The sequence below is a fragment of the Pseudomonas sp. O230 genome (assembly GCF_045447035.1).
GTDB lineage: Bacteria > Pseudomonadota > Gammaproteobacteria > Pseudomonadales > Pseudomonadaceae > Aquipseudomonas.
On the sequence record NZ_JBJGXN010000004.1, the window covers coordinates 77,231 to 102,481 of the forward strand.

Sequence of the window (25,251 nt, forward strand, 5' to 3'; positions counted from 1 at the left end):
TTTTCAGGACGAACACACCTATGAAAACAACAAAGAGTCTGTTCCACGCTGGATTTCTGGGGCTGACGCTGCTGGCGACCAGTGTGATGGCAGCGGTCCCTGCGGCCGAAGCGGACAAGCTGGGCAAGAGCCTGACGCCGATGGGCGCCGAGATGGCGGGTAATGCCGACGGTTCGATTCCGGCCTGGAAGCCGTTGCCGAAAAACGCTGGCGCTGTCGACAGCAAAGGTTTCCTGGCCGACCCGTACGCCAGTGAAAAGCCGCTGTTCACCATCACTGCGCAGAACGTCGATCAGTACAAGGACAAACTTGCCCCGGGCCAGTACGCGATGTTCAAGCGCTACCCGGAAACCTTCAAGATGCCGGTTTACCCGTCCCATCGCGGCGCGACCGTGCCGGATGACGTGTTCGCTGCTATCAAGAAAAACGCCACGGCCACGGAGCTGGTATCCGGCGGCAACGGGTTGAAAAACTTCGAGACAGCCGTACCGTTCCCGATTCCAAAGACCGGCATTGAGGTTATCTGGAACCACATCACCCGCTATCGCGGTGGCAGCGTGACCCGTCTGGTCACCCAGGCCACGCCGCAGCCGAACGGCTCGTACAGCCTGGTGTACTTCCAGGACCAGTTCGTATTCCGCGACAAGATGAAGGATTACGATCCGGCGAACCCGGGCAATATCCTGTTCTACTTCAAGCAGGAAGTGACCGCGCCGGCACGTCTGGCCGGTGGTGTGCTGCTGGTGCATGAAACCCTCGATCAGGTGGCGGAGCCGCGTTCGGCGTGGGTCTACAACGCCGGTCAGCGTCGTGTGCGTCGTGCGCCGCAAGTGTCCTATGACGGGCCGGGTACCGCGGCGGACGGCCTGCGTACCTCCGACAACCTGGACATGTACAACGGGGCTCCGGATCGTTACGACTGGAAACTCGAAGGCAAGAAAGAGATGTACATCGCCTCCGACAGCTACAAGCTCGACGATCCGAAGCTGAAGTACGCCGACATTATCAAGGCCGGTCACATCAACCAGGACCTGGCTCGTTACGAGCTGCGCCGGGTCTGGCATGTGGTTGCAACCCTGAAGGAAGGTCAGCGTCACATCTACGCCAAGCGTGACTTCTACATCGACGAAGATACCTGGCAAGCAGCGGTCATCGATCACTACGACGGTCGTAACCAACTGTGGCGTGTGGCGGAAGCTCACTCCCAGAACTACTACAACGTTCAAGTGCCGTGGTACACCCTGGAAACCCTGTACGACCTGCAGTCCGGCCGTTACCTGGCACTGGGTATGAAGAACGAAGAGAAATCGGCGTATAACTTCGGTTTCACGGCCACCACCAGCGACTTCACACCGGCGGCATTGCGTCAGTCCGGGGTTCGTTAACCTGAACTGAACAGAGGCCGCATCCTCGAAAAAAGCCCCGACTGGTTCGGGGCTTTTTTTTGCGCGTAGACTTTTTGTAGCCATTTGTAGCAATAACCTTCAATACCTCTTCGTTTACCGCTAGTCTGCGGACATCTGCAACGCCGCCAACAGCATTTCAAACAAGAGCCGGCCATGACTGATCTGTCCCCACTTCCGGACCCTGCAAGCGTTACCGTCGCGACACTGGACGGGCGTTTTTTTCGTCCGCCATTGCCTGACGGTCATGTGCTGCGGCCTCGTTTATGCGAGCGCCTTAGCGCCGGTCTCGGTGGCAGGCTGTTGCTGGTCAGTGCACCGGCGGGGTTCGGCAAGAGTTCATTGGCGGTGGAGTTTTGTCAGGGGCTGCCGGCTCACTGGCAAAGCCTGTGGCTGGGTTTGAGTCCAAGGGACAACGATCCGGGACGTTTTCTCGAGCGACTGCTCGAAGGTCTACAGGACTTTTTTCCGCAATTGGGCAGGCAGTCCCTGGGCCTGCTGAAAATGCGCCAGCGGCATCAGCCCTTTGCCTTCGAAGAATGGCTGGACGGTTTGCTCGATGAGCTGGCCGTGCATTTGTTGCCGACGTCGCCCCTGCTGTTGGTTCTCGACGATTACCATCTGGCCCAGGGGCCGGTGCTTGATCGCTGCCTGCAATTTTTCCTCAATCATCTTCCCGACGGCTTGCTGGTGATGGTCACCAGTCGCCAGCGTCCGGACTGGCATCTGGCGCGCCTGCGGCTGTCCCGGCAACTGCTTGAGTTGAATGAGCAAGACTTGCGCCTGACCCATGATGAAGCCTTGACCCTGCTTGATCGGCACAGCACGTCGCTGCGCGGCGAGGCGCTGGAGAGCTTGATCCAGCGCAGCGAAGGCTGGGTTGCGGGCTTGCGTTTCTGGTTGCTGGCAGCTTCCGAGGCCGGCTCCGAAGGTGAGTTGCCCCAGTCCCTGAATGGCGGGGAAGGGCTGATTCGCGATTACCTGCTTGAAGAAGTCATCGATTGCCTGCCCGCCGAAGTGCAGTCATTCCTGTATGACACGGCGCCTCAGGAACGTTTTTGCAGCGAGCTGTGCGACGCCGTTCGCGAGGCGCATGACAGTGCCGAAATCCTCGGTTTTCTGCTCGCGCATCAGGTGTTCCTGGTACCGCTGGACGAGCACGGTCACTGGTATCGTTATCACCATCTTTTTTCCGACCTGCTGCGCACCCGGCCTACCCGTCAGGCCATGGTGCCGGCGGCCAGCCTGCACTTGCGCGCCTGTCGCTGGTTCAATGCGCAGGGCCTGCTCGACGAAGCAGTGGAGCAGGCGTTGCGCGCCGGGCACCTCGACGTGGCGGCAAACCTGGTCCAGAACCTCTCTGAAGAACAACTGCTGGCCGAGCAGAACGTCGGCATGTTGCTGCGCTGGAAAATGGACTTGCCCGACAGCCTGCTGATCAGCACGCCACGATTGATCGTGCTTTACAGTTGGGCATTGGGGTTGGCTTGTCAGCTGGACGCTGCCGAGGAGCTGGCCAGTCACCTGAGCCGCTTCCTGCCAGCGCCGTCGGCCACCGCGCAGAAATCCATGTTGGCGCAATGGCTGGCCTTGAGCGGGATCATTGCCCGTGGGCGCGGCAATCGCGAATTGACGTTGCTCTATTGCACCGAGGCGCTGGACAGCCTGCCATCGAAACGCTACGGCCAGCGCCTGATGTGTCTCTCGACCCTTTCAAACCTGGCCATTGCCGACGGCGACTTGTGGCGTGCCCGCGGTTTGAACCGCGACTCTCTTGAACTGGCGCAACGGGTCGGCAATCCATTGTTCGAAGCACTGGCTCATTACGACCGAGCGCGCGTGTTGCAGGCGCGAGGGGAAATCCTGCGTTCGCTGGATGAAGTCCGTCAGGGGCTGCAGCGCCTTCAAGGATTGTCGCCACAACGCCTGTATGCCGTGCGCGCTCGATTGACCTTGTACGAGGGGTTTCTAATGGCCCAGCGTCTGCAGCCACAGACCGCGCGGCTGCGTTTGCAGGCCGGTTTGACCGAAGCCCGCGCCTGTCGCGACATCAGCGTTCTGATCGGCCATTGCGTGATCGCCCGGCTCGAAGGCAGCAGCGGCGAGTTCGCCAAGGCCTTTGCCGAACTCGCCGAAGCCGAACGGCTGATGCACATCTGGGACGTACCGCCGATCTACTATCTGGCGATGATCACCCTGGTCAAATGCGAACTCTGGCTGGCCCAGGGGCGCACCGATCTGGCGGAAGCCTGGCTCGCACGACTGGGCCAGACCTACAACGGCGAACAGCCTGCGGCACCTCCGGAATTCCATCCGCAACTACCGCTGCATATCGAGTTGCAGCAGGCCTTGCTGGAGGTCATTCAGGGGCAGCCGATGCTCGCCGAGGGACGATTGAATGCGTTGCTTGAACATGGCCAGCAAACCGGACGTCAACTGCTCAGCGTAATGGCGCTGACGCAAAAAACCGAACTGCTCCTCGCCCACAACCGTGAGCCTGAAGCCCGGCTAGCCTTCGCCCAGGCCCTTGAAGCGGCCAGCGGTGGCGTCTTGCAACCATTCGACGGCCTGCTGAGCAAGTCTCCCGACTGGTTGCGCGAACAGCTGCAAAATGGTGCAACAGCGACAGTTTCGCAGAGCCTGTCAGAGCGCTTGCCTATCGTGCATGCGCGAGTTGCGCTGGAGCCCTTACAGTCCTGCGAACAACTCAGCTCCCGTGAACTGGCCGTTCTGAAACTCATTGCCCAAGGCTGCTCGAACCAGGAAATCAGCGATCAGCTGTTTATCTCCCTGCACACAGTGAAGACCCACGCCAGCCACATCAACAGCAAGCTCGGAGTTGAACGGCGCACGCAAGCGGTAGCGCGGGCGAAGGCGTTGGGGGTGTTGGGCTGACGTAGTGTGACGAGACACAAGCGGTCAATGGCTGGACGCAATGTGTGCGAAAATCCACCGTCCCCGTTTTTATCGAGCATGCCCCGATGTCCCAGCAACCGACCCTCATCCGCGAAACCTTCCCCGTCGGCCCTTTGCAGTGCAACTGCACGATCATCGGCGATCCGGTGACGAAGAAGGCCATCGTGGTCGATCCGGGCGGCAATCACGAATTGATCCTCGCACGGCTCGATGCCCTGGGCTTGAAAGTCGTCAGCATCATCCACACCCATGCGCACCTCGATCACTTCCTGGCCTCCGGTCAGTTGAAGGAGAAAACCGGCGCGACCCTGCACTTACACAAAGAAGATCAGTTCCTCTGGGACAACCTCGAGATGCAATGCCAGATGTTTGGTGTGCCCTACACGCCGGTTCCATCCCCCGATCGCTGGTTGGCCGATGATGAAGAACTCGCCTGCGGCTGCGGCGTAGCGTTGCACACGCCGGGTCATACACCGGGATCCATGAGCTTTTGGTTTTCAGAGGCTAAGCTGCTGATTGCCGGTGACACGCTGTTTCGTCGCGGGGTCGGGCGCACGGATTTGTGGGGTGGCGATCAGGCCACCATCGTGCGTTCGATCAAACAGCGGCTGTACACCCTTGATGAAGACGCAACGGTGGTGACCGGGCATGGTCCGGATACGCGTCTGGGCGATGAAATGCGCGACAACCCTTTTGTGCGGGCGTAAGGGTAATCGACGGAATTTTCCGCGGCTGAAATGATCCAACGCCCGCAAAGATCCAATGCCTAAGTCCGTTGCATCCCAGAATGCAAAAACCAGGAGCTCTTCATGTTCACCAAGCAGCGTTTGATTATTGTCGCTACGGCTGTGGCCTTGCTGTCGGGCTGCGCCTCGCCTAACCCTTACGACAACCAGGGGCAGGCCGACGGTGGTTCCACGGGCATGAGCAAAACCGCCAAGTACGGTGGCCTTGGTGCTCTGGCCGGTGCATTGGCCGGTGCCGCTATCGGCCACGACAACCGTGGCAAGGGTGCGCTGATTGGCGCCGCCGTGGTGGGGGCATCGGCTGCCGGTTACGGCTACTACGCCGACCAGCAAGAGAAAAAGCTGCGCGCCAGCATGGCCAACACTGGTGTTGAAGTGCAGCGCCAAGGCGATCAGATCAAGCTGATCATGCCAGGCAACATCACGTTCGCCACCGATTCGGCGAACATCGCTTCGAGTTTCTACCAGCCTCTGAATAACCTTGCCGGTTCCCTGAAAGAGTTCAATCAGAACCAGATCGAAATTGTCGGCTACACCGACAGCACCGGCAGCCGACAGCACAACATGGACCTGTCTCAGCGCCGTGCCCAGAGCGTCGCGACGTACCTGACTTCACAAGGGGTGAGCGGTACCAACCTGAGCGCTCGTGGCGCCGGTCCGGATAACCCGGTTGCCAGCAATGCCGACGCCAATGGCCGGGCACAGAACCGCCGCGTCGAGGTCAACCTCAAGGCGATCCCGGGCCAGCAGTATGGTGGTCAGCAGTAACCCGGCACGGCTCGGCAGTATCCGTAATCGCCTGATTGAACCCCAGGCGTAAAAAAAGTCCGCCCGATCCTCGGCAGATCGGGCGGGTTTCTTATGTCGCCAGTTCTGACCTCATCGCGAGCAGACAACCAACCCATCAGCAACAAAAAAGCCCCCGGACAATTCACGTGTCCGGGGGCTTTTTCATGTCGCGCGAAACCTGATTATTTCTTCAGGCCGTAATGCTCATCAAGCATGCCCGGCGCGTTCGGGGCTTTGGGGGCGTAGTCGCGAGGCGGCTCCTGATTGCGCGGCGGCGTCAGGCGCTCCCGTGGGGCTGCTGCCGCGTCGGCGTGCAGCGAGGCCAGCAGGCGTTGGCGGGTTTGCTCGTCCAGGGCCAGGCGGTTGGCACCCTCGGCGAGATGATCCTGCACTTCCTGATAGCTCTGAGTCAGTTTCTTGACCAGGTTTGCAGTGCTGTTGAAGTGGGTAACCACCTCGTTCTGATAACTGTCAAAACGTTCCTGAGTGTCATCCAGCTGACGTTGCGTGCTGCTGGGCGCGGCGTTCGGCACCAGGCGAGCGATCAGGAATCCAATGGCGACACCCACAACCAGGGCAAGAGTCGGCAACAACCAAACTAAGAGCGAGTGTTCCACGAGTCCTTCCTCTATAAACGGCTTTGCTTTACGTTAACGGCTCGAACCTGCGCTGTATACCGCGATTCACTCGCAATACATCGGCACAGACAATTTGCTAGACGAGTCGACCCGATTCGAGGTCACGGAGTTCCTTCCTTGCTTATGCGCGAAACCCCTGTAGTGATTGATGGCCCGGTCGGCCAAATGGAAGCTCTTTACCTGAACAATGAAGCGCCGCGCGGCATCGCGCTGATCTGTCACCCGAATCCGGTGCAGGGCGGCACCATGCTCAACAAAGTCGTGTCGACCCTGCAGCGCACTGCGCGCGACGCCGGTTTGATTACCTTGCGTTTCAACTACCGTGGCGTCGGTGCCAGCGAAGGCACGCACGACATGGGCACCGGGGAAGTCGACGATGCTCAGGCGGCGGCCGAATGGCTGCGGGCGAAACACCCCGACTTGCCGCTGACCCTGTTCGGTTTCTCCTTCGGCGGATTTGTTGCAGCCAGTCTCGGCGGACGCCTGGAAGCGCAGGGCGAGCAGCTCAAGCATGTGTTCATGGTCGCGCCAGCGGTGATGCGCCTCGGCGACCAAGACCCACTGCCGCAACAAGGCGAACTGACTCTGATCCAGCCGGAAACCGACGAAGTCATCGACCCGCAAGCCGTCTACGACTGGTCCTCGAAACTCGAGCGCCCCCATGAGCTACTGAAAGTGGCAGAATGCGGACACTTTTTTCATGGCAAGCTGACCGATCTCAAGGATCTGATCCTGCCGCGCCTTTCGAATTGATTGCAGTCTGACAAGCGATTACCCATGACGACTCGTACCCGTATCCTCACCGGCATCACCACCACCGGCACGCCGCACCTGGGCAACTACGCCGGCGCCATCCGTCCGGCGATCCTCGCCAGCCGCGACAGCAATGCCGATTCGTTCTACTTTCTGGCCGACTACCATGCCCTGATCAAATGCGATGACCCGCTGCGCATCCAGCGCTCGCGTCTGGAAATCGCCGCGACCTGGCTGGCCGGTGGCCTGGACGTGGACCGCGTGACGTTCTATCGCCAGTCCGACATCCCGGAAATCCCCGAGCTGACCTGGCTGCTGACCTGTGTCGCCGCCAAGGGCTTGCTCAACCGCGCCCACGCATACAAGGCTTCGGTGGACAAGAACGTCGAAACCGGCGAAGACCCGGACGCCGGCATCACCATGGGCCTGTACAGCTACCCGGTGCTGATGGCCGCGGACATTCTGATGTTCAACGCGCACAAGGTGCCGGTCGGTCGTGACCAGATCCAGCACGTGGAAATGGCCCGTGACATCGGCCAGCGCTTCAACCACCTGTTTGGCCAGGGCAAAGAATTCTTCACCATGCCTGAGGCGCTGATCGAAGAAAGCGTCGCCACGCTGCCCGGTCTCGACGGTCGCAAGATGTCGAAGAGTTACGACAACACCATTCCGTTGTTCAGCAGCGCCAAAGAGATGAAGGACGCGATTTCCCGAATCGTCACCGATTCCCGCGCGCCGGGCGAAGCCAAGGATCCGGACAACTCGCACCTGTTCACCCTGTTCCAGGCCTTCGCCACCCCGGCGCAGTCCGACGAATTCCGCAGTGAGTTGTTGCAGGGCCTGGGCTGGGGCGAGGCGAAGAACCGTCTGTTCCAACTGCTCGACAGCGAACTGGGCGAGTCCCGCGAGCGTTATCACCAACTGATCGAACGCCCGGCAGACCTGGAAGACATCCTGCAGGTCGGCGCCAGGAAGGCTCGTTCCGTGGCGACCCCGTTCCTGCACGAACTGCGCGAAGCGGTCGGCCTGCGTTCTTTCGTGGCCCAGACCCAAGTCGCGGCGACTACCAAGAAAAAAGCCGCGAAAGCCGCGCGTTTTGTCAGCTTCCGCGAGGACGACGGCAGTTTCCGCTTCCGTCTGTTGGCGGCCGATGGCGAGCAACTGCTGCTGTCACGCAACTTCGCTGACGGTAAAACCGCTGGCCAGGTGACCAAGCAACTGCAAGCGGGCCAGCCTCTGGACGTGCGCAATGAAGACCTGAGTTTCAGTGTCTGGCTGGAAGGCGAGTGCGTTGCCGATAGCCCGGCCTTCGCCGACAGTACTGCTCGCGACGTCGCCATCGACGCCCTGCGGATTGCGCTGACGCCGGTTCAGGAATAAATCAGCGGCTCGGCCCGACCAAGGGCTGATTGCCATTCCCACGGGCCGTCGCTACAGTGACGGCCCGTTTTTGTTGCCTTGCTAACGAATTATGACGCCCCTAGAACGATATCAAGCTGATCTGAAACGCCCGGAATTCTTCCATGACGCCGCGCAGGAAACCGCCGTGCGCCACTTGCAGCGCCTGTACGACGATTTGGTCGCGGCCTCGCAAAGCAAACCGGGCCTCTTCGGCAAACTGTTTGGCAAGAAAGAGCAGACGCCGGTCAAGGGCCTGTACTTCTGGGGCGGCGTGGGTCGTGGCAAGACCTACCTGGTCGACACCTTCTTCGAAGCGTTGCCGTTCAAGGAAAAGACCCGCACGCACTTCCACCGCTTCATGAAGCGTGTGCACGAAGAGATGAAGACCCTCGGCGGCGAGAAAAACCCGCTGACCATCATCGCCAAGCGTTTCTCCGACGAGTCGCGAGTGATTTGTTTCGATGAGTTTTTCGTCTCTGACATCACCGACGCAATGATCCTCGGCACGCTGATGGAAGAGTTGTTCAAGAACGGCGTGACCCTGGTCGCCACTTCGAACATCGTGCCAGACGGTCTGTACAAGGACGGCTTGCAGCGTGCGCGCTTCCTGCCGGCCATCGCGCTGATCAAGCAGAACACTGAGATCGTCAACGTCGACAGCGGCGTCGATTACCGTCTGCGTCACCTCGAGCAAGCGGAGCTGTTCCACTTCCCGCTCGACGAAGCGTCCCACGAAAGCTTGCGCAAGAGCTTCCGCGCCCTGACACCGGAATGCACAGCGGCCGTCGAGAACGACGTGCTGATGATCGAAAACCGCGAAATCCGTGCCTTGCGCACTTGCGATGACGTGGCCTGGTTCGACTTCCGCGAACTCTGCGACGGCCCGCGCAGCCAGAACGATTACATCGAACTGGGCAAGATCTTCCACGCTGTGCTGCTCAGCGGTGTCGAGCAGATGAGCGTCACCACCGACGACATCGCCCGACGCTTTATCAACATGGTCGACGAGTTCTACGACCGTAACGTCAAGTTGATCATTTCTGCCGAAGTCGAGCTCAAAGACCTCTACACCGGCGGTCGCCTGAACTTCGAGTTCCAGCGTACCCTCAGCCGACTGCTGGAAATGCAGTCCCACGAATTCCTGTCCCGGGCGCACAAGCCGTAGGACGATTCGGAAAATAAAAAGGGCCTGCATTTGCAGGCCCTTTTTTGTGCGCTAAATCCCGTTGGGTTTGGCTCCCACAAGGGGGGTGTCAGATTTCTTGGAGATAAATCTCCAGTTGATGTTGCCGCTGACAACCAACGAGCAACCACAACAAAATACGGGCTTTGCGAGGGCAAAGAAATCCGGCCATCAACGCGCCTTTATGGATCAGGTCCATCTCGCCGCCAATAAAACCGTAGGTGGACTGCGCGGTAGAACCGGACCCTGTCCGGGTTGCAATGATGACAGGGATTTTTCCGACGATAGTTTCGATCACTTCAGACCAGTTTTCCGGAACATGCCCTCCACCAAATCCTGCGATTACAAGCCCGTCGTATCCGAGGTCGAGGACGTTGCTCAGAAAAAGGCTGTCCGCAGAAAGCGAGACTTCCAACAGGGCGATTTTCTGCGCTGTTTGCTGCGGTAGCGGCAAGATTTTCCGCTGGGTTGGCGGGCGCATATATCGGACGCTGTTCTCAATGAGCATGCCGGCAGGACCGACGATGGGAGAGGAAAACGCCTGCAATGCCAATGAATCGGTTTTTCGGACAGCGCTCGCGGCGTGAATCTGCCCGTTCATGACCACTTGAGTGCCTCGCTTACGACTATTTACAGCCAGTACAACCCGGCAAGCATCCAACAGGTTCGCGGGACCATCGGCCCCCACGTGAGCGGCTGAGCGCATGGCGCCTGTGAGGACCAACGGTTCATCGTGGTCCCACAAATAGTCGAAAAAAGTGGCTGTTTCTTCGAGGGTGTCCGTGCCTTGGGTAATGACAACTCCGGCTGCACCTTGCTTGATCTGGAATTTCGCCCAGGAAAGGACGCTCAGCAAGAATTCGAAATCCAGTGATGCACTTGACATAAGTCCGAGTGTTTCAACGTTGACGCGTGCCAGTGTCGTCAGTTCCGGTACCGAATCCAGAAGCGTTTCGCCGGTGAGCGTGGGAATGACACCTTCACCGGCGTTCCTGGTTTGCATGCTTACGGTGCCGCCGAGCGCCGCGATGGCCAGTTTGGGTAAGTCCATGTGCTACCTCGCTTGAGCGTGAAGAGGTCGGCTGTACCGCGTCCGCGCTACAGCCGAATGGCTTGGGGATTAGTGGGTCATCAGGAAACCGATGAATGGAATGATCAGCAGCGTACTGATGGCCATGGACAAAACGTTGCCGATGAAACCATGCATGTCCGCCGGCAACCGCTTGGCAATCGCCCATGCCAGGGGTGGTGCAATCAAGGCCCCCAGCAGCGCGCTCATGACGATTACTTGCCAGCTGCCGCCGTACGTCAGCAGCGCCGCCGGCACCACCGACACCAGCGGAACGTAGGTGGGATACCAGTCATACGATATCCAGTGCCGACGCCATATCAGTACACCCAGCGCTGAAGTCAGTGCCTGTGCACCAATCAGCTGTGGCAGCAGCTGCGAACCGTAGACGGGACTCAACGGGTTAAGCGTGAACGCCAGCAAGGCGCCAAAAATCAGGCCGAGGCTTGCCCATTCGTTGCCAAAGAATGGCGCTTCCGAAAAGTCCGCCAGGACTCGGCGCATACTCCAGATCACGCCGTAGTCAGGCGTTTTGGCGGCGGTGGGTTCGGGCGCTGGGTCGCATGGTTTCGTAGATGGCTCTGACTTCACCAGGCTTGGCAGATAACGGCAGAGCAGAAAGGCCAGCACGCTGGCGACCGCCATGCCCGAGACATTACCAATCACCACGGGCAGTCCCAGCGGGTTGCACAGGTAATTGACCATCAGCAGACACATCGGAGTGACGAGCATGGCCCCCATGATTGCGCCGTTGACCGTGACCTTCCAGCCACCGCCAAACATCAGCACCGTTGCTGCCGGCAGTGAAACGAAGGCGGCGAAGGTAGGTTGCCAACTGGTGGCGGTTACCGTCCAGCCCCAAAGCAAGTTACTCAGCAGCAGCCCAAGCAATGAACTGGTAACCAGCCACGGCCATAATCCGCTGCCGTACGAGATGGCAAACCCTTGCCAGGATCTCCCGGTCCGATTCGCCCAGTAGGCCAGATAGGCGCCAGCCAACAGTCCGAGAGAGGCGAACTCGTGCTTGTAGAACGCCACTTCGCTGATGTCTCCGAGCACCCAGCGTAACCAGGCACTTGGTTCGGGAAGACCTGAAAGCAAATCGCCGTAACCGGGCCAATGAGCGGACCAGGCAGTACGGTGGGTGAATGAAAGCCAGGTCACCAGCAGTAGGGTGCCGATAATCAGCAGGATGATCGCCGTATCGAATGGCGATCGGTGGGCAAGCCGTTTTTTCTGGGTTGTGGTTTGCATGAGTCAAACCCCCTGTCAGCGCGGGAGGCACGAATGCTGGCGGTAACCGAGCATCTGATCGTAGAGATCGGCTCGGCGATCGCGATGCAGATCGTTCAGGTCGTTCCAGATGGGCGCGCTGCGGGCGCTGGTCAGGTCAATGTCAGCAAACAGGATTTCTTGTTGGTCCGCCGAGGCGACAGCCCCAATCGGCCAGCCATTGGTTCCGGCAATCAGCGAGCAGCCCAGATAACGAGCCCCTCGTTCTTCGCCGATTCGGCTGGCTGCGGCGATAAACACATTGTTTACATGCGCTGCGGTCATTGTCAGATACGAAGCCATGCACTTGCCGGCGTCATCGAACAGAGGTGGTGGCGTCCAGACCCAGTTGTTCAGGCTGCAAATGATATCCGCCCCTTGCTGACTCAGAATTCGCGGCACCTCTGGAAACCATATATCCCAACAGATCAGCAACCCGATACGTCCGATCGGTGTATCGAAAACCGGAAAACCCAGATCGCCTGGCGTGAACCACAGCTTTTCCAGGTTCCACAAATGAGCCTTTCGGTATTTGCCGATTAGTCCCTCAGGTCCGACCAGAACACCGGTATTGAACAGTCGCATGCCGTCGCGCTCGGCCAGACCAGCCACCAGATAAACCTTGTGCTGACGGGCGAATTCCATCCAGGTTTGCACGCTTGTGCCGCTGGGAATCATTTCCGAGTGGTCAAACGCATCCTGTCTATTGCTGAAGAAATACCCGGTGTTCGAGAGTTCAGGCAGGACGATGAGGTTCGCCCCGCCGTTTACCGCTTCCAGCGCCAATTGCAGGCTGCGATGCAGATTTCCCTCTCGATTGTCCACGCCGACCTGAGGGTCGAATTGCACGACTGCTACACGAACAGGGCTTGTTGGCTCACTCATTGTCGATGACCTCTTTTTATTGTTATTCACGCTGTTGAATTGCGTGCTTATAAGAGGTGAATCAACAGGTCGACGTAAGTCAGCCGCTTCCGTTTTGGGTGTAGTCCGGATCCCAAGATGGATGAGCGAGCTGTTTGGTCGGCATGCATGGGGAAGGCGTGGGGCAGAGCCAATGCCGGCATGCATGGCTCTGGAACAGGTGATGTCAGGTTTTGACGTTGTAGTGCGGATAGTCGCTCATGGAAAAGCCGCCGTTGAACGTCGCAGCTGTTTTGTTGCAGATGTGAATGACTGCATCGACGGCTCCGCGGAAACAGGGCTCCGTCCAGCCAGCATCAACTGAAAATGACTCTCCGGACAAATACAGGCCTGAAACATGCGCGAAGTCTCTGTTGTACTTCATCAGGCCTACGGCGTTGTAGTAGGTGCCGGGTCGGTACAATTTTGCACATCCCAGTGCATTTTTGTCGGTCATCCAGCGTTGGACCACGGCTTGATCAAGCGCGATGTAGGGAGAGATTTTCTCCTGGATATTGGCCGAGTTCATGAGAATGCGGTCCAGTTCCTTGGCGCATTTGCTGACCAGTTCCTTGTCGGTAAATGAGGCAAGTTTGGTGGCGTCGTCCTCCCATGTGTAACTCAGAAGGATGCAGTCATAGCTGTAGGTCTCGTTGTAGCGATAGGTGTAGACGTCGTGGATAAAGCTGTCGGTGACGATGGCTTGCGGGATTTTGTTGTTTTTCGACAGGAAAGTTTTCTTCAGCGGTGCGAAGACTTTACAGCTGGTTTCCCAATGCGCCGTTTTATAGGCGTTGATCGTCTCGAAAGGCAGCATTTGCGGCGTGAAGTTTTCAAGCTTGATTCGAGTTTCGATCAGCCAGGAGGGTAGGGTCATAATGACCGAGTCGAAATCATCGAACTGTTCCTGGGTGTGCTCGGTCTGGCTATGTTGCCAGTTGTAGTAGACGCGTATTTTCTGGTCGGCCAGTTTTTCGAGTTTTGTGACGGATGAGTCCGTCAGGAAACTGCTGCCCCTTTCATTGCAATGGTCGTAAAAAGATTTTCCGGTTTCGTCGGTTTTCATGAACAGCAGGCATTCGTCTAGAGCTGCGAGCCCGATATAGCGGGGGCTGTCGAAACTCAGCCCATTCGAATCAAACACCGCGTTGCTGTGCAGATAAGGAGAGGTCAGCGGATTGCCCAGCGAGTCAACTCGGCCGTGTATCAATTGCAACTGGCTGCTAAAACCGAATATGGCAGTACGCAAGGGATAAAGAGAGCAGACATCGTAAAAGGCGCCCCAGCTACCGTCACCGATTCCGATGGCATAAAAAATCGCTGACTCCTCTGCGGACATGCCCATTCCGCCGAAGTCTCCCGGCGAGCGTTCGTCCCACTCTTCCAGGGCCGGCATACTCACCAGGTCGCGAAAGGAAATGCTTTCGTATTTTTCGACGATTGCGGCCCATATGGTTTCCCATTCCTGGCTGGAGTAGACCTCTGCGACGTGCCGGGTCATCAGGTCGGCAAAGGCCTTCCACTTGGCATAAACCTTTTGCAGTTCATCGCCGGGAGGTGGTGTCTGGCCATCCTCATTTTCCCAGATGAGCATTTGCGGAGTTTGTCCGTCGCCCATGCTGCCCTCTCGCAGATAGATACCGGTCGAGGTCACCCATTGACTTCCGGGATTGGCGAAATCCGAAAATGCCAAATCAAACGTCTTCGCGTAATAGGCCATCAGCGAACGGCCGTCTGTCGGTGATTCGTCTGCCCTGTTGAAGAAGGGCATGCGCATTGCGCCCATTTCAAAGGGTGTGTGGCTGATCGAGGAGCGCTGGCTTCCAGGAATGGTCAGGTGGCGGCCGCCAATTCTCCTGGATTGTTCAATGAGGGTGATATCGGTAAAGCCGCAACGATAGAGTTCTCTGGCGGCAGTAAGCCCGGTGACACCTGCGCCGATGATGCAGATTTTATGGTGTGGATTGGTTGCCTTAGCGATGCCGTTTTCCTGTTCGACCAGTGCTCGATAGTCGAAACAGAGGTCTGGGGGATTTGGAAAACGTCCCGTCCATTTGTTGTCAGTCGAGCGCTTTGTTCGAGCGGCAGTCTTGGTCGCGTGTGCCGGGTATTCGTAGCTTGATCCGATGGTCACTGTTGATCTTCCCTGATATTGATAGCAGGGAAGAATGCTGAGTTTTTTAAGGGACTGCGTCTGTCGGCCGAATCGGGGGCTTTGTCGTTCTGTTTTCCGTGATTCGCGTAGGAAAGTGCATTGCCAATCCACCGTACATGCAAATCCCAGTGTGGGAGCGAGACCGGCTTGCCGGCGATAACGGTGTCAGTCACATCATTGCTGAATGTGCCGACGCCATCGCGGGCAAGCCCGCTCCCACAGGGATTTGTGTTCGTTTTGAGAGTTTATGCCGCCTGTTGAAACTGCTGCCGATACTGGTTCGGCGACAATTCCGTGTGCTGGCGGAACAGCCGCGCGAAGAAACTCGCATCGTCATACCCGACTTCATAACTGATGGTCTTGATGCTCTTGCGGCTGCCGGACAACAAGCCCTTGGCGGTTTCGATGCGCAGGCGTTGCAGGTAATGCAGGGGTTTGTCGCCGGTGGCTGTCTGGAAGCGGCGCATGAAGTTGCGGATGCTCATGCCATGCTCGCGTGCCACGTCTTCGAAGCGAAACTTGTCGGCGAAGTGTTCTTCGAGCCAGTGCTGGATCTGCAGGATGATCACGTCCTGGTGCAGCTTCTGCCCGCCGAAACCGATGCGTCCCGGTGAATAGCTGCGCTGCACTTCATAGAGAATGTCGCGGGCCACGGCCTGGGCCACGTTGGCGCCACAGAAGCGTTCGATCAGGTAGATGTAGAGATCGCACGCTGAGGTCGTGCCGCCGGCGCAATACAGGTTGTCGGCGTCGGTCAGGTGCTTGTCCTGATTGAGATAAACCTTCGGGAAACGCTCGGCAAAGGCGTTGAAGAAGCGCCAGTAGGTGGTCGCTTCCTTGCCATCGAGCAGCCCGGCTTCGGCGAGCCAGAACACCCCGGTGGCCTCGCCGCACAGTACCGCGCCGCGCGCATGTTGCTGGCGCAACCACGGCAGGACCTGTGGATAACGTTGGCAAAGGGTTTCGAAATCGTCCCAGAACGCCGGGAGGATGATGACGTCAGCGTTTTCCAGGCCACCGTCCACCGGCATGATCACGTCGCTGAAGCTGTTGACCGGTTTGCCGTCGGGGCTGACCAGGCGCGTTTCGAACGCTGGTGTCAGGCCCTGGCCCAGTTGTTTGCCGTAACGCAGGCTGGCCAGGTGGAAGAAATCCTTGGCTTGCATGAGGGTGGAAGCGAAAACCCGGTCGATAGCCAGGATGCTGACGCGCCGTAAGGGCGTGGAGACTTGGTTAGACATAATTCAACTTTATTCTTATAGGGGAAAGTGGTCACCAGACGGCTGGATCGTCTTATTTTTTGTCTGATGTGTCCAGTGTCCTGTATCGGAAGCGAGGCTTAGTCTCTGAAGGTCTATTCCTTCTAACAATAACGACAGGTGCCGCATGATCCCCAGAACCTTGTTCAGTTCCGAGCACGAACTTTTTCGCGACAGCGTGCGAACGTTCCTCGAAAAAGAGGCTGTGCCGTTTCATGGGCAGTGGGAGAAACAGGGTTATATCGACCGCCAACTCTGGAACAAGGCGGGGGAGGCCGGGATGTTGTGTTCGCATCTGCCAGAAGAATACGGCGGGCTGGGAGCGGATTTTCTCTACAGTGCGGTGGTGATCGAAGAAGTTGGGCGTCTGGGGCTGACCGGGATCGGTTTTTCCCTGCATTCCGACATCGTCGCGCCGTACATCCTGCATTACGGCAGCGAAGCGCTGAAACACAAATACCTGCCAAAACTGGTGTCTGGCGAGATGGTCACCGCGATCGCCATGACCGAGCCGGGTGCCGGTTCCGACCTGCAAGGGGTGAAAACCACTGCAGTGCTTGATGGCGACGAATACGTGATCAACGGTTCGAAGACGTTCATCACCAACGGCTATCTCGCGGACCTGGTGATTGTCGTGGCCAAGACCGACCCGAAGGCTGGCGCGAAGGGCACCAGTCTGTTTCTGGTCGAAGCCAATACGCCGGGCTTCGCCAAGGGCAAGCGCCTGGAAAAAGTCGGCATGAAGGCGCAGGACACCTCGGAGCTGTTCTTTCAAGACGTTCGGGTGCCCAAGGGAAACCTGCTGGGCCAGGCCGGAATGGGCTTCGCGTATCTAATGCAGGAATTGCCGCAGGAACGTCTGACGGTTGCGGTTGGCGGACTGGCGTCGGCTGAGGCTGCGCTGCAATGGACTTTGGAGTACACCCGCGAGCGCAAGGCGTTCGGCAAGGCGATTGCGGATTTCCAGAACACCCGTTTCAAACTGGCGGAGATGGCAACCGAAATCCAGATTGGCCGGGTCTTTGTCGATCGCTGCCTGGAATTGCACCTGCAAGGCAAGCTCGACGTGCCGACGGCGGCGATGGCCAAGTATTGGGGAACGGACCTGCAATGCAAGGTGCTCGACGAGTGCGTGCAGTTGCATGGCGGCTACGGATTCATGTGGGAGTACCCGATCGCTCGGGCATGGGCGGATGCACGGGTGCAGCGGATTTATGCCGGGACTAACGAAATCATGAAGGAGATTATTGCCAGATCCTTGTAGGAGCCGGCTTGCCGGCGATCGGGTCGGCGCGGCCTGACAGGGCGCCGCGTCGTCTTTGATCGCCGGCAAGCCAGCTCCTACATGTTCGGGTTACGGCGCAGGATTCGGGTGATCCTTGTGGATCGCCTCAATTCCCGCCAGCACTTCATCGGAAAGTTTCAGCTCGAAACTGGCAATGTTGCTGTCCAGCTGTTCCAGCGTCGTCGCGCCAATGATGTTGCTGGTCACAAACGCTTGCTGCGTCACAAACGCCAAGGCCATTTGTGCTGGGTCCAGGCCGTGTTCACGGGCCAATGCCACATAACGGCTGCACGCAGCTTCCGACTGTGGATTGAAATAGCGGCTGAAGCGGCTGTAGAGGCTCAGGCGACCTTTCGGCGGACGCGCGCCACCTTCGTACTTGCCCGACAGGAAACCGAACGCCAGCGGCGAATAGGCCAGCATGCCGCATTGTTCGCGGATGGCGATTTCCGCCAGGCCGACTTCGAAGCTGCGGTTGAGCAGGTTGTAGGGGTTCTGGATCGATACCGCACGCGGCCAGCCACGGGCTTCGGCCAGCGCCAGGAAACGCATGGTGCCCCACGGCGTTTCATTGGACAGGCCGATGTGGCGGATCTTGCCGGCCCGGACCTGTTCGTCCAGCGCTTCGAGGGTGTCCTCCAGCGGGGTCAGGTTCGCTTCGCTCTTGTGTTTGTAGCCCAGTTGGCCGAAGAAGTTGGTGCTGCGCTCCGGCCAGTGCAACTGATAGAGGTCGATGTAGTCGGTCTGCAGGCGCTTGAGGCTGGCGTCCACGGCTTCAGTGATGTGCTGGCGGTTGTGGCGCAGGTTTTTGTCGCGGATGTAGTCGATGGTGTTGCCGGGGCCGGCGATCTTGCTGGCCAGGATCCAATCGGTGCGATCACCGCGGCTTTTGAAGTAATTGCCGATATAGCGCTCGGTGGTGGCGTAGGTTTCGGCTTTAGGTGGTACCGGGTACATTTCGGCGGTGTCGATGAAATTGATCCCGGCGCTTTTGGCCCGTTCAATCTGGGCGAAGGCTTCAGCTTCACTGTTTTGCTCGCCCCAGGTCATGGTTCCGAGGCAGATGGCGCTTACGTTCAGATTGGTTCGGCCTAGCTGGCGATAGTCCATCGTGTGCTCCTTGGGCAAAACAATCATAAAAGCAGGTTGAAATATTTTTCGCAATCTGCATAATTGCGCACCTCTTTCTGCAGTGGAAGTGATGCGCCGCCGCCGAAGAATCTTGCCGTTGAACGGACGCGCCGACCCGAGCCCCCGAAAGCGTCTGTATCCGGCTGCCTTTGACTTGTCAAAGTACGCACTATTCAGTAAGATCCGCCGTCTAATTTACAGGGCGGCCCCTGAGGCTATAAAGAATGAAAACTTTTACTGCTAAACCGGAAACAGTACAGCGCGACTGGTTTGTCGTCGACGCTGCAGGTCAGACCCTGGGTCGTCTGGCCACCGAAATCGCGAGCCGTCTGCGTGGCAAGCATAAAGCTGAGTACACTCCTCACGTTGACACCGGCGATTACATCGTCGTTATCAATGCCGAGCAGATTCGTGTAACTGGTGCTAAAACCACCGACAAGATCTACTACTCCCACTCCGGTTTCCCGGGCGGCATCAAGTCGATCAACTTCGAAAAGCTGATCGCTAAAGCCCCTGAGCGCGTGATCGAGACCGCGGTCAAAGGCATGCTGCCTAAGAACCCGCTGGGTCGCGACATGTATCGTAAGCTGAAAGTCTATGCGGGCGCTGTACACCCTCATACTGCTCAGCAGCCCCAAGAACTGAAGTTTTAACGGAATAGTTCATTATGTCGGCGACTCAAAATTACGGCACTGGCCGTCGCAAGACCGCAACCGCACGCGTTTTCCTGCGTCCGGGTACTGGTAACATCTCCATCAACAACCGTTCGCTGGATAATTTCTTCGGCCGCGAAACTGCCCGCATGGTAGTTCGTCAGCCGCTGGAATTGACTGAGACTGTCGAGAAGTTCGACATCTACGTCACCGTGATCGGCGGTGGTGTAAGTGGTCAAGCTGGCGCAATCCGCCACGGTATCACTCGCGCACTGATGCAGTACGACGAAACCCTGCGTGGCGCTCTGCGCAAAGCTGGCTTCGTTACTCGCGATGCTCGTGAAGTTGAACGTAAGAAAGTCGGTCTGCGTAAAGCGCGTAAGCGTCCGCAGTACTCGAAGCGTTAATTCGCTTTCTCGTTCAAAAAGAACGCCCAGTTTCCTCGCGGAGCTGGGCGTTTTTTTATGGGCGCGATTTATCAAAGAATTGCTCTGTGACAACTTGCCACATCCGCAGAGGCCCTATACTACAAGGCTTGGCAGTGGAGCCCTTCGGTAATTACCTTGTCAGAATTGGGGCTTTTCATTACCATTCGGCAAAATTTTTATAAGTACATAGTTTTACTTAGTAGATGCCTGATTTAACAGGCCACAAAGCTGATGGGAGAGGACTGAATGAGCAATGACGGCGTGAATGCAGGCCGGCGTCGCTTCTTGGTAGCAGCCACATCCGTGGTGGGTGCTGCAGGAGCGGTGGGGGCTGCGGTCCCGTTCGTGGGGTCATGGTTTCCCAGTGCCAAGGCGAAAGCCGCAGGTGCACCGGTGAAAGTGAATGTCAGCAAAATCGAGCCAGGCCAGCAGATGATTGCTGAGTGGCGCGGCCAGCCGGTATTCATTGTCCGCCGTACCGAGGAAATCCTGGGGAATCTGAAAAAGATCGAGGGCCAGTTGTCTGACCCGACCTCCAAGAACTCGACACAACCGACCTATGTCGACCCGGAAACGCGTTCGATCAAGCCAGAAGTTCTGCTGCTGATCGGTATCTGTACGCACCTGGGTTGCTCGCCAACCTTCCGTCCCGAAGTGGCACCTGCTGATCTGGGCAAGGACTGGGTAGGCGGTTATTTCTGCCCGTGCCACGGTTCCCACTACGATCTGGCTGGCCGTGTCTACAAGTCGCAGCCTGCGCCTTTGAACCTGCCAGTTCCCCCGCATTCCTATGAGACCGATGAGATCATTGTCATCGGCGTCGATACGGAGAAAGCGTGATGAGCAAGTTCATGGATTGGGTTGATGCGCGCTTTCCCGCAACCAAAATGTGGGAAGACCATCTCAGCAAGTACTACGCCCCGAAGAACTTCAACTTCTTCTATTTCTTTGGTTCCCTGGCGCTGCTCGTTCTGGTCAACCAGATCGTTACCGGTGTTTGGCTGACCATGAGCTACACCCCGTCGGCTGAAGAAGCTTTTGCTTCCGTCGAATACATCATGCGCGACGTCGAGTACGGCTCGATCCTGCGTCTGCTGCACTCCACCGGCGCTTCGGCGTTTTTCATCGTGGTTTATCTGCACATGTTCCGTGGCTTGCTCTACGGTTCGTACCAGAAGCCGCGTGAGCTGGTGTGGGTTTTCGGCATGCTGATCTACCTTGCGCTGATGGCGGAAGCCTTCATGGGTTACCTGCTGCCGTGGGGCCAGATGTCCTACTGGGGTGCCCAGGTGATCATCTCGCTGTTCGGTGCGATCCCGGTTATCGGTAACGACCTGACCCAGTGGATCCGCGGTGACTACCTGATTTCCGGTATCACCCTGAACCGCTTCTTCGCCCTGCACGTCGTGGCCCTGCCGATCGTGATACTCGGTCTGGTGGTGTTGCACGTTCTGGCGCTGCACGAAGTGGGGTCGAACAACCCGGACGGTGTGGACATCAAGAAATACAAAGACGAAAACGGCGTACCGCTGGACGGCATTGCCTTCCACCCGTACTACACCGTGAAAGATATCGTCGGCGTGGTGGTGTTCCTGTTCATCTTCTGCTCGATCGTGTTCTTCTTCCCGGAAATGGGCGGCTACTTCCTTGAGAAGCCGAACTTTGAAGTGGCGAACGCGTTCAAGACGCCAGAGCACATCGCTCCTGTTTGGTATTTCACGCCGTTCTACGCGATTCTGCGGGCGGTTCCGGACAAGCTTCTGGGCGTTATCGCCATGGGCGCGGCCATCGCTGTGCTGTTCGTCCTGCCATGGCTGGACCGTAGTCCGGTCAAGTCGATGCGCTACAAGGGCTGGATGAGCAAGATCTGGCTCTGGGTGTTCTGCATTTCGTTCGTGATTCTGGGCGTGCTGGGTGTTCTGGCGCCGACTCCGGGTCGTACGTTGCTGTCGCAGGTATGTACTTTCCTGTACTTCGCCTACTTCATTCTGATGCCGTTCTACACCAGGCTCGAGAAGACCAAACCGGTTCCGGAAAGGGTGACTGGCTGATGAAAAAGCTATTTGCTGTACTGATTCTTGCTGCTTTGCCTGTACTGTCCTTCGCCGCTGAGCACGGTGGTCCCGAGCTGGAAAAGGTCGATATCGACGTTTCCGACAAGGCCGCCATGCAAGATGGCGCACGTACATTCGCCAACTACTGCATGGGCTGCCACAGCGCCAAGTTCCAGCGCTACGAGCGTGTTGCCGACGATCTGGGTATTCCTCACGATCTGATGCTGTCGAAGCTGGTGTTCACTGGTGCCAAGATTGGCGACCACATGAACATCGGCATGCAGCCGGCTGACGCCAAGACCTGGTTCGGTGCGGCACCGCCTGACCTGACTCTGGTGGCTCGTGTTCGCGGTACGGACTGGCTCTACGGCTACCTGAAATCGTTCTACGAAGACCCGTCGCGTCCTTGGGGCGTGAACAACAAGGTCTTCCCGAACGTGGGCATGCCGAACGTCCTGGTGGGCCTGCAAGGTCGTCAGGTCGTCGGTTGCAAACAGGTGCAGATCGTCGAAGACGGCAAGAAGCAATATGATCCGCTGACCGGTACCGCGCTGACTCATGAAGCGTGCGATCAGCTGACCATCGTGCCGAAGAGCGGTGCTCTGACCGAAGAGCAGTTCGATGAGAAGGTCAAGAATCTGGTAACCTTCCTCGCTTACTCGGCTAACCCGGTTAAGCTGCAGCATCAGCGCATTGGTACCTACGTCTTGCTCTACCTGGCGTTCTTCTTCGTATTCGCTTACTTGCTGAAGCGCGAATACTGGAAAGATGTGCACTGATAAAGTTTCAAGCAATTGCTGTTAATCGCGCGCGCCCAAGGGTGTCTCTGAAGGTGTAACGAGTCTGGTGATCCAGGCGTTACGGGAGGCGCCCTCTGGGCGCGCGCGTTTTTCCGCTTCCGATAATTTCAACAAGCGAGGAGGACCGCCATGGGCGTGACCAATCGGTTGGCCTGTTACTCCGACCCCGCCGACCACTATTCCCACCGAGTGCGCATCGTACTTGCAGAGAAGGGTGTCAGCGCCGAGATCATTTACGTGGAAGCTGGTCGCCAGCCGCCTAAACTGATTGAGGTGAACCCTTACGGAAGCCTGCCCACCCTGGTCGATCGTGACCTGGCGTTGTGGGAGTCGACCGTGGTGATGGAATATCTGGATGAGCGTTACCCGCACCCGCCTTTACTGCCGGTTTATCCTGTGGCGCGTGCCAACAGTCGCCTGCTGATTCATCGTATTCAGCGTGACTGGTGTGGCCTGGTGGATCTGATCCTGGATTCGCGGACCAAGGAAGCCGCCCGTGTCGTGGCTCGTAAGGAGCTGCGTGAAAGCCTGACTGGTGTGTCGCCGTTGTTCGCCGACAAGCCGTTTTTCCTCAGCGAGGAACAAAGTCTGGTGGATTGCTGCCTATTACCAATACTCTGGCGCTTGCCTATTTTGGGTATTGAACTGCCACGGCCAGCCAAGCCGTTGCTTGATTATATGGAGCGCTCGTTTGCGCGTGAGGCTTTCCAGGCGAGTCTGTCTGGTGTCGAACGCGATATGCGCTAAGGCTTAAGGAGCCGCTATGAACTCCAGTCGACCTTATCTGGTCCGCGCGCTCTACGAGTGGATTGTGGACAACGATTGCACCCCGCACATGCTGGTCAATTCCGAGTATCCGTCGGTGCAGGTGCCACAAGGTTTTGCCAGCGATGGGCAGATTGTCCTGAACGTCTCGCCGGCCGCCGTGCGTCATCTGCACATGGATAACGAAGCGGTCAGCTTCGAAGGGCGCTTCGGTGGCGTGCCGCACACCTTGTACGTTCCTATCGCATCGATCCTGGGTATTTACGCCCGGGAGAACGGCCAGGGCATGGTGTTCGATCTGGAATCGCCTATGGAAGACGAGGAAGAGATCGAGCCGGATGATGATCTACCGCCACCCGACAGTGAGCCGCCGCGTCCAAGCGGTCGACCCAGTTTGAAAGTGGTGAAGTAATAAAAAAAGGCGATCCGGATGGATCGCCTTTTTTGTGCCTGCATGTTGCGTGTCAGTCGATGTACTCAAACAACTTCACAATCTTCTGCACGCCGGAAACGCCCTGCACCAGATTGGTTGCCTGAGCCGCTTCCTGCTTGGTCAGCAGACCCAGCAAATAGACGATGCCGTTTTCAGTGACAACCTTGATGCGCGAGCCCGGGATGTTCGGATCGGTGAGCATCTGGGTCTTGATCTTGGACGTCAGCCAGGTGTCGTTCTGGCGGGCAAGGAAGCCGGAGGGCGGCAGCACTTGCAGTTCGTTGTGCACCGTCTTCACGCGCTGGACGGCGGCGGCGGCCTGTTCGGCCTTGGCCTTGAGATCGGCGCGTGGCGTTTGTCCGGCGAGTAGCACGACGCCGTTGAAGCTGGTGACGACGATGTGCGAGTCGTTGTCCAGGGCCGGATCGGCCTTGGCGATGTTCACGCCGACCTTGGTGTCGATCAGAGAGTCGTCGATCTTGCTGCCGAAGGTGCGCGTGCCGCGGTCGTCTTCAATCGGTGCTTCGCGGCTGGCGTTAACCACCGAGGTGCAGCCGCTGATGCCGAGGCACAGGGTCAAGGCCAGAAGGCCTAGGCGATTAGGGGTCATTCTTCACTCCCGAACAGTTGGCTGTCGATCAAGTCGCAAAGGCAGTGGATCGCCAGCAGGTGGACTTCCTGAATACGTGCGGTGACGTTGGCCGGTACGCGAATCTCGACGTCCTCGGGCAATAGCAGCGACGCCATGCCGCCGCCATCGCGACCGGTCAATGCTACGACAATCATTTCGCGATCATGTGCGGCCTGGATCGCTTGAATAATGTTCGCCGAGTTACCGCTGGTGGAAATCGCCAGCAGTACGTCGCCCGGTTGGCCGAGCGCGCGGATCTGCTTGGAGAAGATTTCGTTGTAGCTGTAGTCGTTGGCGATCGAGGTGATCGTCGAGCTGTCGGTGGTCAGCGCGATGGCCGGCAGGCTCGGACGCTCGCGTTCGAAGCGATTCAGCAACTCGGACGAGAAGTGCTGGGCATCGCCAGCAGAACCGCCGTTGCCGCAGGAAAGCATTTTGCCCTCGTTGAGCAGGGCGTTGACCATTACTTGGCTGGCTTGCTCGATGTGCGGTGCAAGTACGTCCATCGCCATTTGCTTGGTGTCGATACTGGCCTGAAAAAGCTGGCGAATTCGGGATTGCATGTCCATCTGTGTGACCTTAAT

At 58.0% G+C, this 25,251-nt stretch carries 24 protein-coding genes; 15 read left to right on the forward strand and 9 right to left on the reverse strand.

Annotated features, from left to right (window positions below; genetic code table 11):
• The first annotated feature begins 20 nt into the window (after window positions 1-20).
• The 4 genes from ACI77H_RS09290 (at window position 21) to ACI77H_RS09305 (ending at window position 5,833) form a co-directional block, all read left to right on the forward strand.
• Window positions 21-1,385, forward strand: a complete 1,365-nt coding sequence (locus tag ACI77H_RS09290) for a DUF1329 domain-containing protein (protein WP_150633111.1) — start codon at window positions 21-23, stop codon at window positions 1,383-1,385.
• 174 nt (window positions 1,386-1,559) lie between these two features.
• Window positions 1,560-4,298 carry a LuxR C-terminal-related transcriptional regulator gene (locus tag ACI77H_RS09295; protein WP_407011653.1) on the forward strand — a complete coding sequence of 913 codons (2,739 nt, stop codon included), beginning with the start codon at window positions 1,560-1,562 and terminating at the stop codon, window positions 4,296-4,298.
• Between the two features lie 86 nt (window positions 4,299-4,384).
• The gene (locus ACI77H_RS09300) at window positions 4,385-5,026 is read left to right on the forward strand and encodes an MBL fold metallo-hydrolase (RefSeq protein ID WP_008025937.1); all 642 of its coding nucleotides are present in this window, start codon (window positions 4,385-4,387) and stop codon (window positions 5,024-5,026) included.
• Window positions 5,027-5,128: 102 nt separating this feature from the next.
• Window positions 5,129-5,833: an OmpA family protein gene (locus tag ACI77H_RS09305; RefSeq protein WP_407011654.1), complete on the forward strand. Its 705-nt coding sequence runs from the start codon at window positions 5,129-5,131 to the stop codon at window positions 5,831-5,833.
• Window positions 5,834-6,036: 203 nt separating this feature from the next.
• On the opposite strand, the gene ACI77H_RS09310 is transcribed toward ACI77H_RS09305, so the two are convergent.
• Window positions 6,037-6,471 carry a YhcB family protein gene (locus ACI77H_RS09310; protein ID WP_407011655.1) on the reverse strand — a complete coding sequence of 145 codons (435 nt, stop codon included), beginning with the start codon at window positions 6,469-6,471 and terminating at the stop codon, window positions 6,037-6,039.
• A 144-nt stretch (window positions 6,472-6,615) separates the two neighbouring features.
• Here ACI77H_RS09310 and ACI77H_RS09315 point away from each other — a divergent pair, with 144 nt between their 5' ends.
• The 3 genes from ACI77H_RS09315 to zapE all read left to right on the forward strand — a co-directional run bounded on the left by ACI77H_RS09315 (window position 6,616) and on the right by zapE (window position 9,811).
• Window positions 6,616-7,245: an alpha/beta hydrolase gene (locus tag ACI77H_RS09315; protein WP_407011656.1), complete on the forward strand. Its 630-nt coding sequence runs from the start codon at window positions 6,616-6,618 to the stop codon at window positions 7,243-7,245.
• A 24-nt stretch (window positions 7,246-7,269) separates the two neighbouring features.
• A complete protein-coding gene (locus ACI77H_RS09320) occupies window positions 7,270-8,625 on the forward strand; it encodes a tryptophan--tRNA ligase (protein ID WP_407011657.1) in 1,356 nt (451 codons plus the stop codon).
• Between the two features lie 91 nt (window positions 8,626-8,716).
• A complete protein-coding gene (zapE, locus tag ACI77H_RS09325; protein WP_407011658.1) occupies window positions 8,717-9,811 on the forward strand; it encodes a cell division protein ZapE in 1,095 nt (364 codons plus the stop codon).
• A gap of 88 nt (window positions 9,812-9,899) precedes the next feature.
• On the opposite strand, the gene ACI77H_RS09330 is transcribed toward zapE, so the two are convergent.
• From ACI77H_RS09330 to ACI77H_RS09350, 5 genes are all read right to left on the reverse strand, one after another.
• Window positions 9,900-10,880: an asparaginase gene (locus tag ACI77H_RS09330; protein WP_407011659.1), complete on the reverse strand. Its 981-nt coding sequence runs from the start codon at window positions 10,878-10,880 to the stop codon at window positions 9,900-9,902.
• Window positions 10,881-10,949: 69 nt separating this feature from the next.
• Window positions 10,950-12,152: a hypothetical protein gene (locus ACI77H_RS09335; RefSeq protein WP_407011660.1), complete on the reverse strand. Its 1,203-nt coding sequence runs from the start codon at window positions 12,150-12,152 to the stop codon at window positions 10,950-10,952.
• Between the two features lie 15 nt (window positions 12,153-12,167).
• Complete coding sequence (locus tag ACI77H_RS09340) at window positions 12,168-13,055, reverse strand: nitrilase family protein (protein ID WP_407011973.1); 888 nt, start codon at window positions 13,053-13,055, stop codon at window positions 12,168-12,170.
• Between the two features lie 205 nt (window positions 13,056-13,260).
• Complete coding sequence (locus tag ACI77H_RS09345) at window positions 13,261-15,207, reverse strand: flavin monoamine oxidase family protein (RefSeq protein ID WP_407011661.1); 1,947 nt, start codon at window positions 15,205-15,207, stop codon at window positions 13,261-13,263.
• A gap of 266 nt (window positions 15,208-15,473) precedes the next feature.
• Window positions 15,474-16,370: a GlxA family transcriptional regulator gene (locus tag ACI77H_RS09350; protein ID WP_191623776.1), complete on the reverse strand. Its 897-nt coding sequence runs from the start codon at window positions 16,368-16,370 to the stop codon at window positions 15,474-15,476.
• Between the two features lie 244 nt (window positions 16,371-16,614).
• On the opposite strand from ACI77H_RS09350, the gene ACI77H_RS09355 reads away from it, so the two are divergent.
• Window positions 16,615-17,751 (forward strand): acyl-CoA dehydrogenase family protein, encoded by a 1,137-nt coding sequence (locus ACI77H_RS09355; protein ID WP_407011662.1) that lies wholly within the window; start codon window positions 16,615-16,617, stop codon window positions 17,749-17,751.
• A gap of 90 nt (window positions 17,752-17,841) precedes the next feature.
• On the opposite strand, the gene ACI77H_RS09360 is transcribed toward ACI77H_RS09355, so the two are convergent.
• Window positions 17,842-18,882 carry an NADP(H)-dependent aldo-keto reductase gene (locus ACI77H_RS09360; RefSeq protein ID WP_407011663.1) on the reverse strand — a complete coding sequence of 347 codons (1,041 nt, stop codon included), beginning with the start codon at window positions 18,880-18,882 and terminating at the stop codon, window positions 17,842-17,844.
• 245 nt (window positions 18,883-19,127) lie between these two features.
• Here ACI77H_RS09360 and rplM point away from each other — a divergent pair, with 245 nt between their 5' ends.
• From rplM to ACI77H_RS09395, 7 genes are all read left to right on the forward strand, one after another.
• Window positions 19,128-19,556, forward strand: a complete 429-nt coding sequence (rplM, locus tag ACI77H_RS09365) for a 50S ribosomal protein L13 (protein WP_007905295.1) — start codon at window positions 19,128-19,130, stop codon at window positions 19,554-19,556.
• A gap of 14 nt (window positions 19,557-19,570) precedes the next feature.
• Window positions 19,571-19,963 carry a 30S ribosomal protein S9 gene (gene rpsI, locus ACI77H_RS09370; RefSeq protein ID WP_002555064.1) on the forward strand — a complete coding sequence of 131 codons (393 nt, stop codon included), beginning with the start codon at window positions 19,571-19,573 and terminating at the stop codon, window positions 19,961-19,963.
• A 267-nt stretch (window positions 19,964-20,230) separates the two neighbouring features.
• On the forward strand, window positions 20,231-20,824 hold the full coding sequence (petA, locus tag ACI77H_RS09375) for a ubiquinol-cytochrome c reductase iron-sulfur subunit (RefSeq protein ID WP_150633468.1): 594 nt from the start codon (window positions 20,231-20,233) through the stop codon (window positions 20,822-20,824).
• The gene (locus tag ACI77H_RS09380; RefSeq protein ID WP_008060256.1) at window positions 20,824-22,035 is read left to right on the forward strand and encodes a cytochrome bc complex cytochrome b subunit; all 1,212 of its coding nucleotides are present in this window, start codon (window positions 20,824-20,826) and stop codon (window positions 22,033-22,035) included. Before petA ends, ACI77H_RS09380 begins: the two co-directional genes overlap by 1 nt.
• Window positions 22,035-22,817 (forward strand): cytochrome c1, encoded by a 783-nt coding sequence (locus ACI77H_RS09385; protein WP_253431724.1) that lies wholly within the window; start codon window positions 22,035-22,037, stop codon window positions 22,815-22,817. Before ACI77H_RS09380 ends, ACI77H_RS09385 begins: the two co-directional genes overlap by 1 nt.
• A 150-nt stretch (window positions 22,818-22,967) precedes the next feature.
• Window positions 22,968-23,585, forward strand: coding sequence for a glutathione S-transferase N-terminal domain-containing protein (locus ACI77H_RS09390; protein ID WP_007905304.1), 618 nt, complete (start codon window positions 22,968-22,970; stop codon window positions 23,583-23,585).
• A 16-nt stretch (window positions 23,586-23,601) separates the two neighbouring features.
• Window positions 23,602-24,015 (forward strand): ClpXP protease specificity-enhancing factor, encoded by a 414-nt coding sequence (locus tag ACI77H_RS09395; protein ID WP_008037283.1) that lies wholly within the window; start codon window positions 23,602-23,604, stop codon window positions 24,013-24,015.
• A 52-nt stretch (window positions 24,016-24,067) separates the two neighbouring features.
• Here the strand turns inward: ACI77H_RS09395 and ACI77H_RS09400 are convergent, their stop codons facing one another.
• Entirely contained in the window at window positions 24,068-24,646 is a 579-nt protein-coding gene (locus ACI77H_RS09400; protein ID WP_008147477.1) for a BON domain-containing protein, read from the reverse strand.
• The gene (locus ACI77H_RS09405) at window positions 24,643-25,236 is read right to left on the reverse strand and encodes a phosphoheptose isomerase (protein WP_008025961.1); all 594 of its coding nucleotides are present in this window, start codon (window positions 25,234-25,236) and stop codon (window positions 24,643-24,645) included. The genes ACI77H_RS09400 and ACI77H_RS09405 overlap by 4 nt, the downstream gene beginning before the upstream one ends.
• Between the last annotated feature and the right edge of the window lie 15 nt (window positions 25,237-25,251).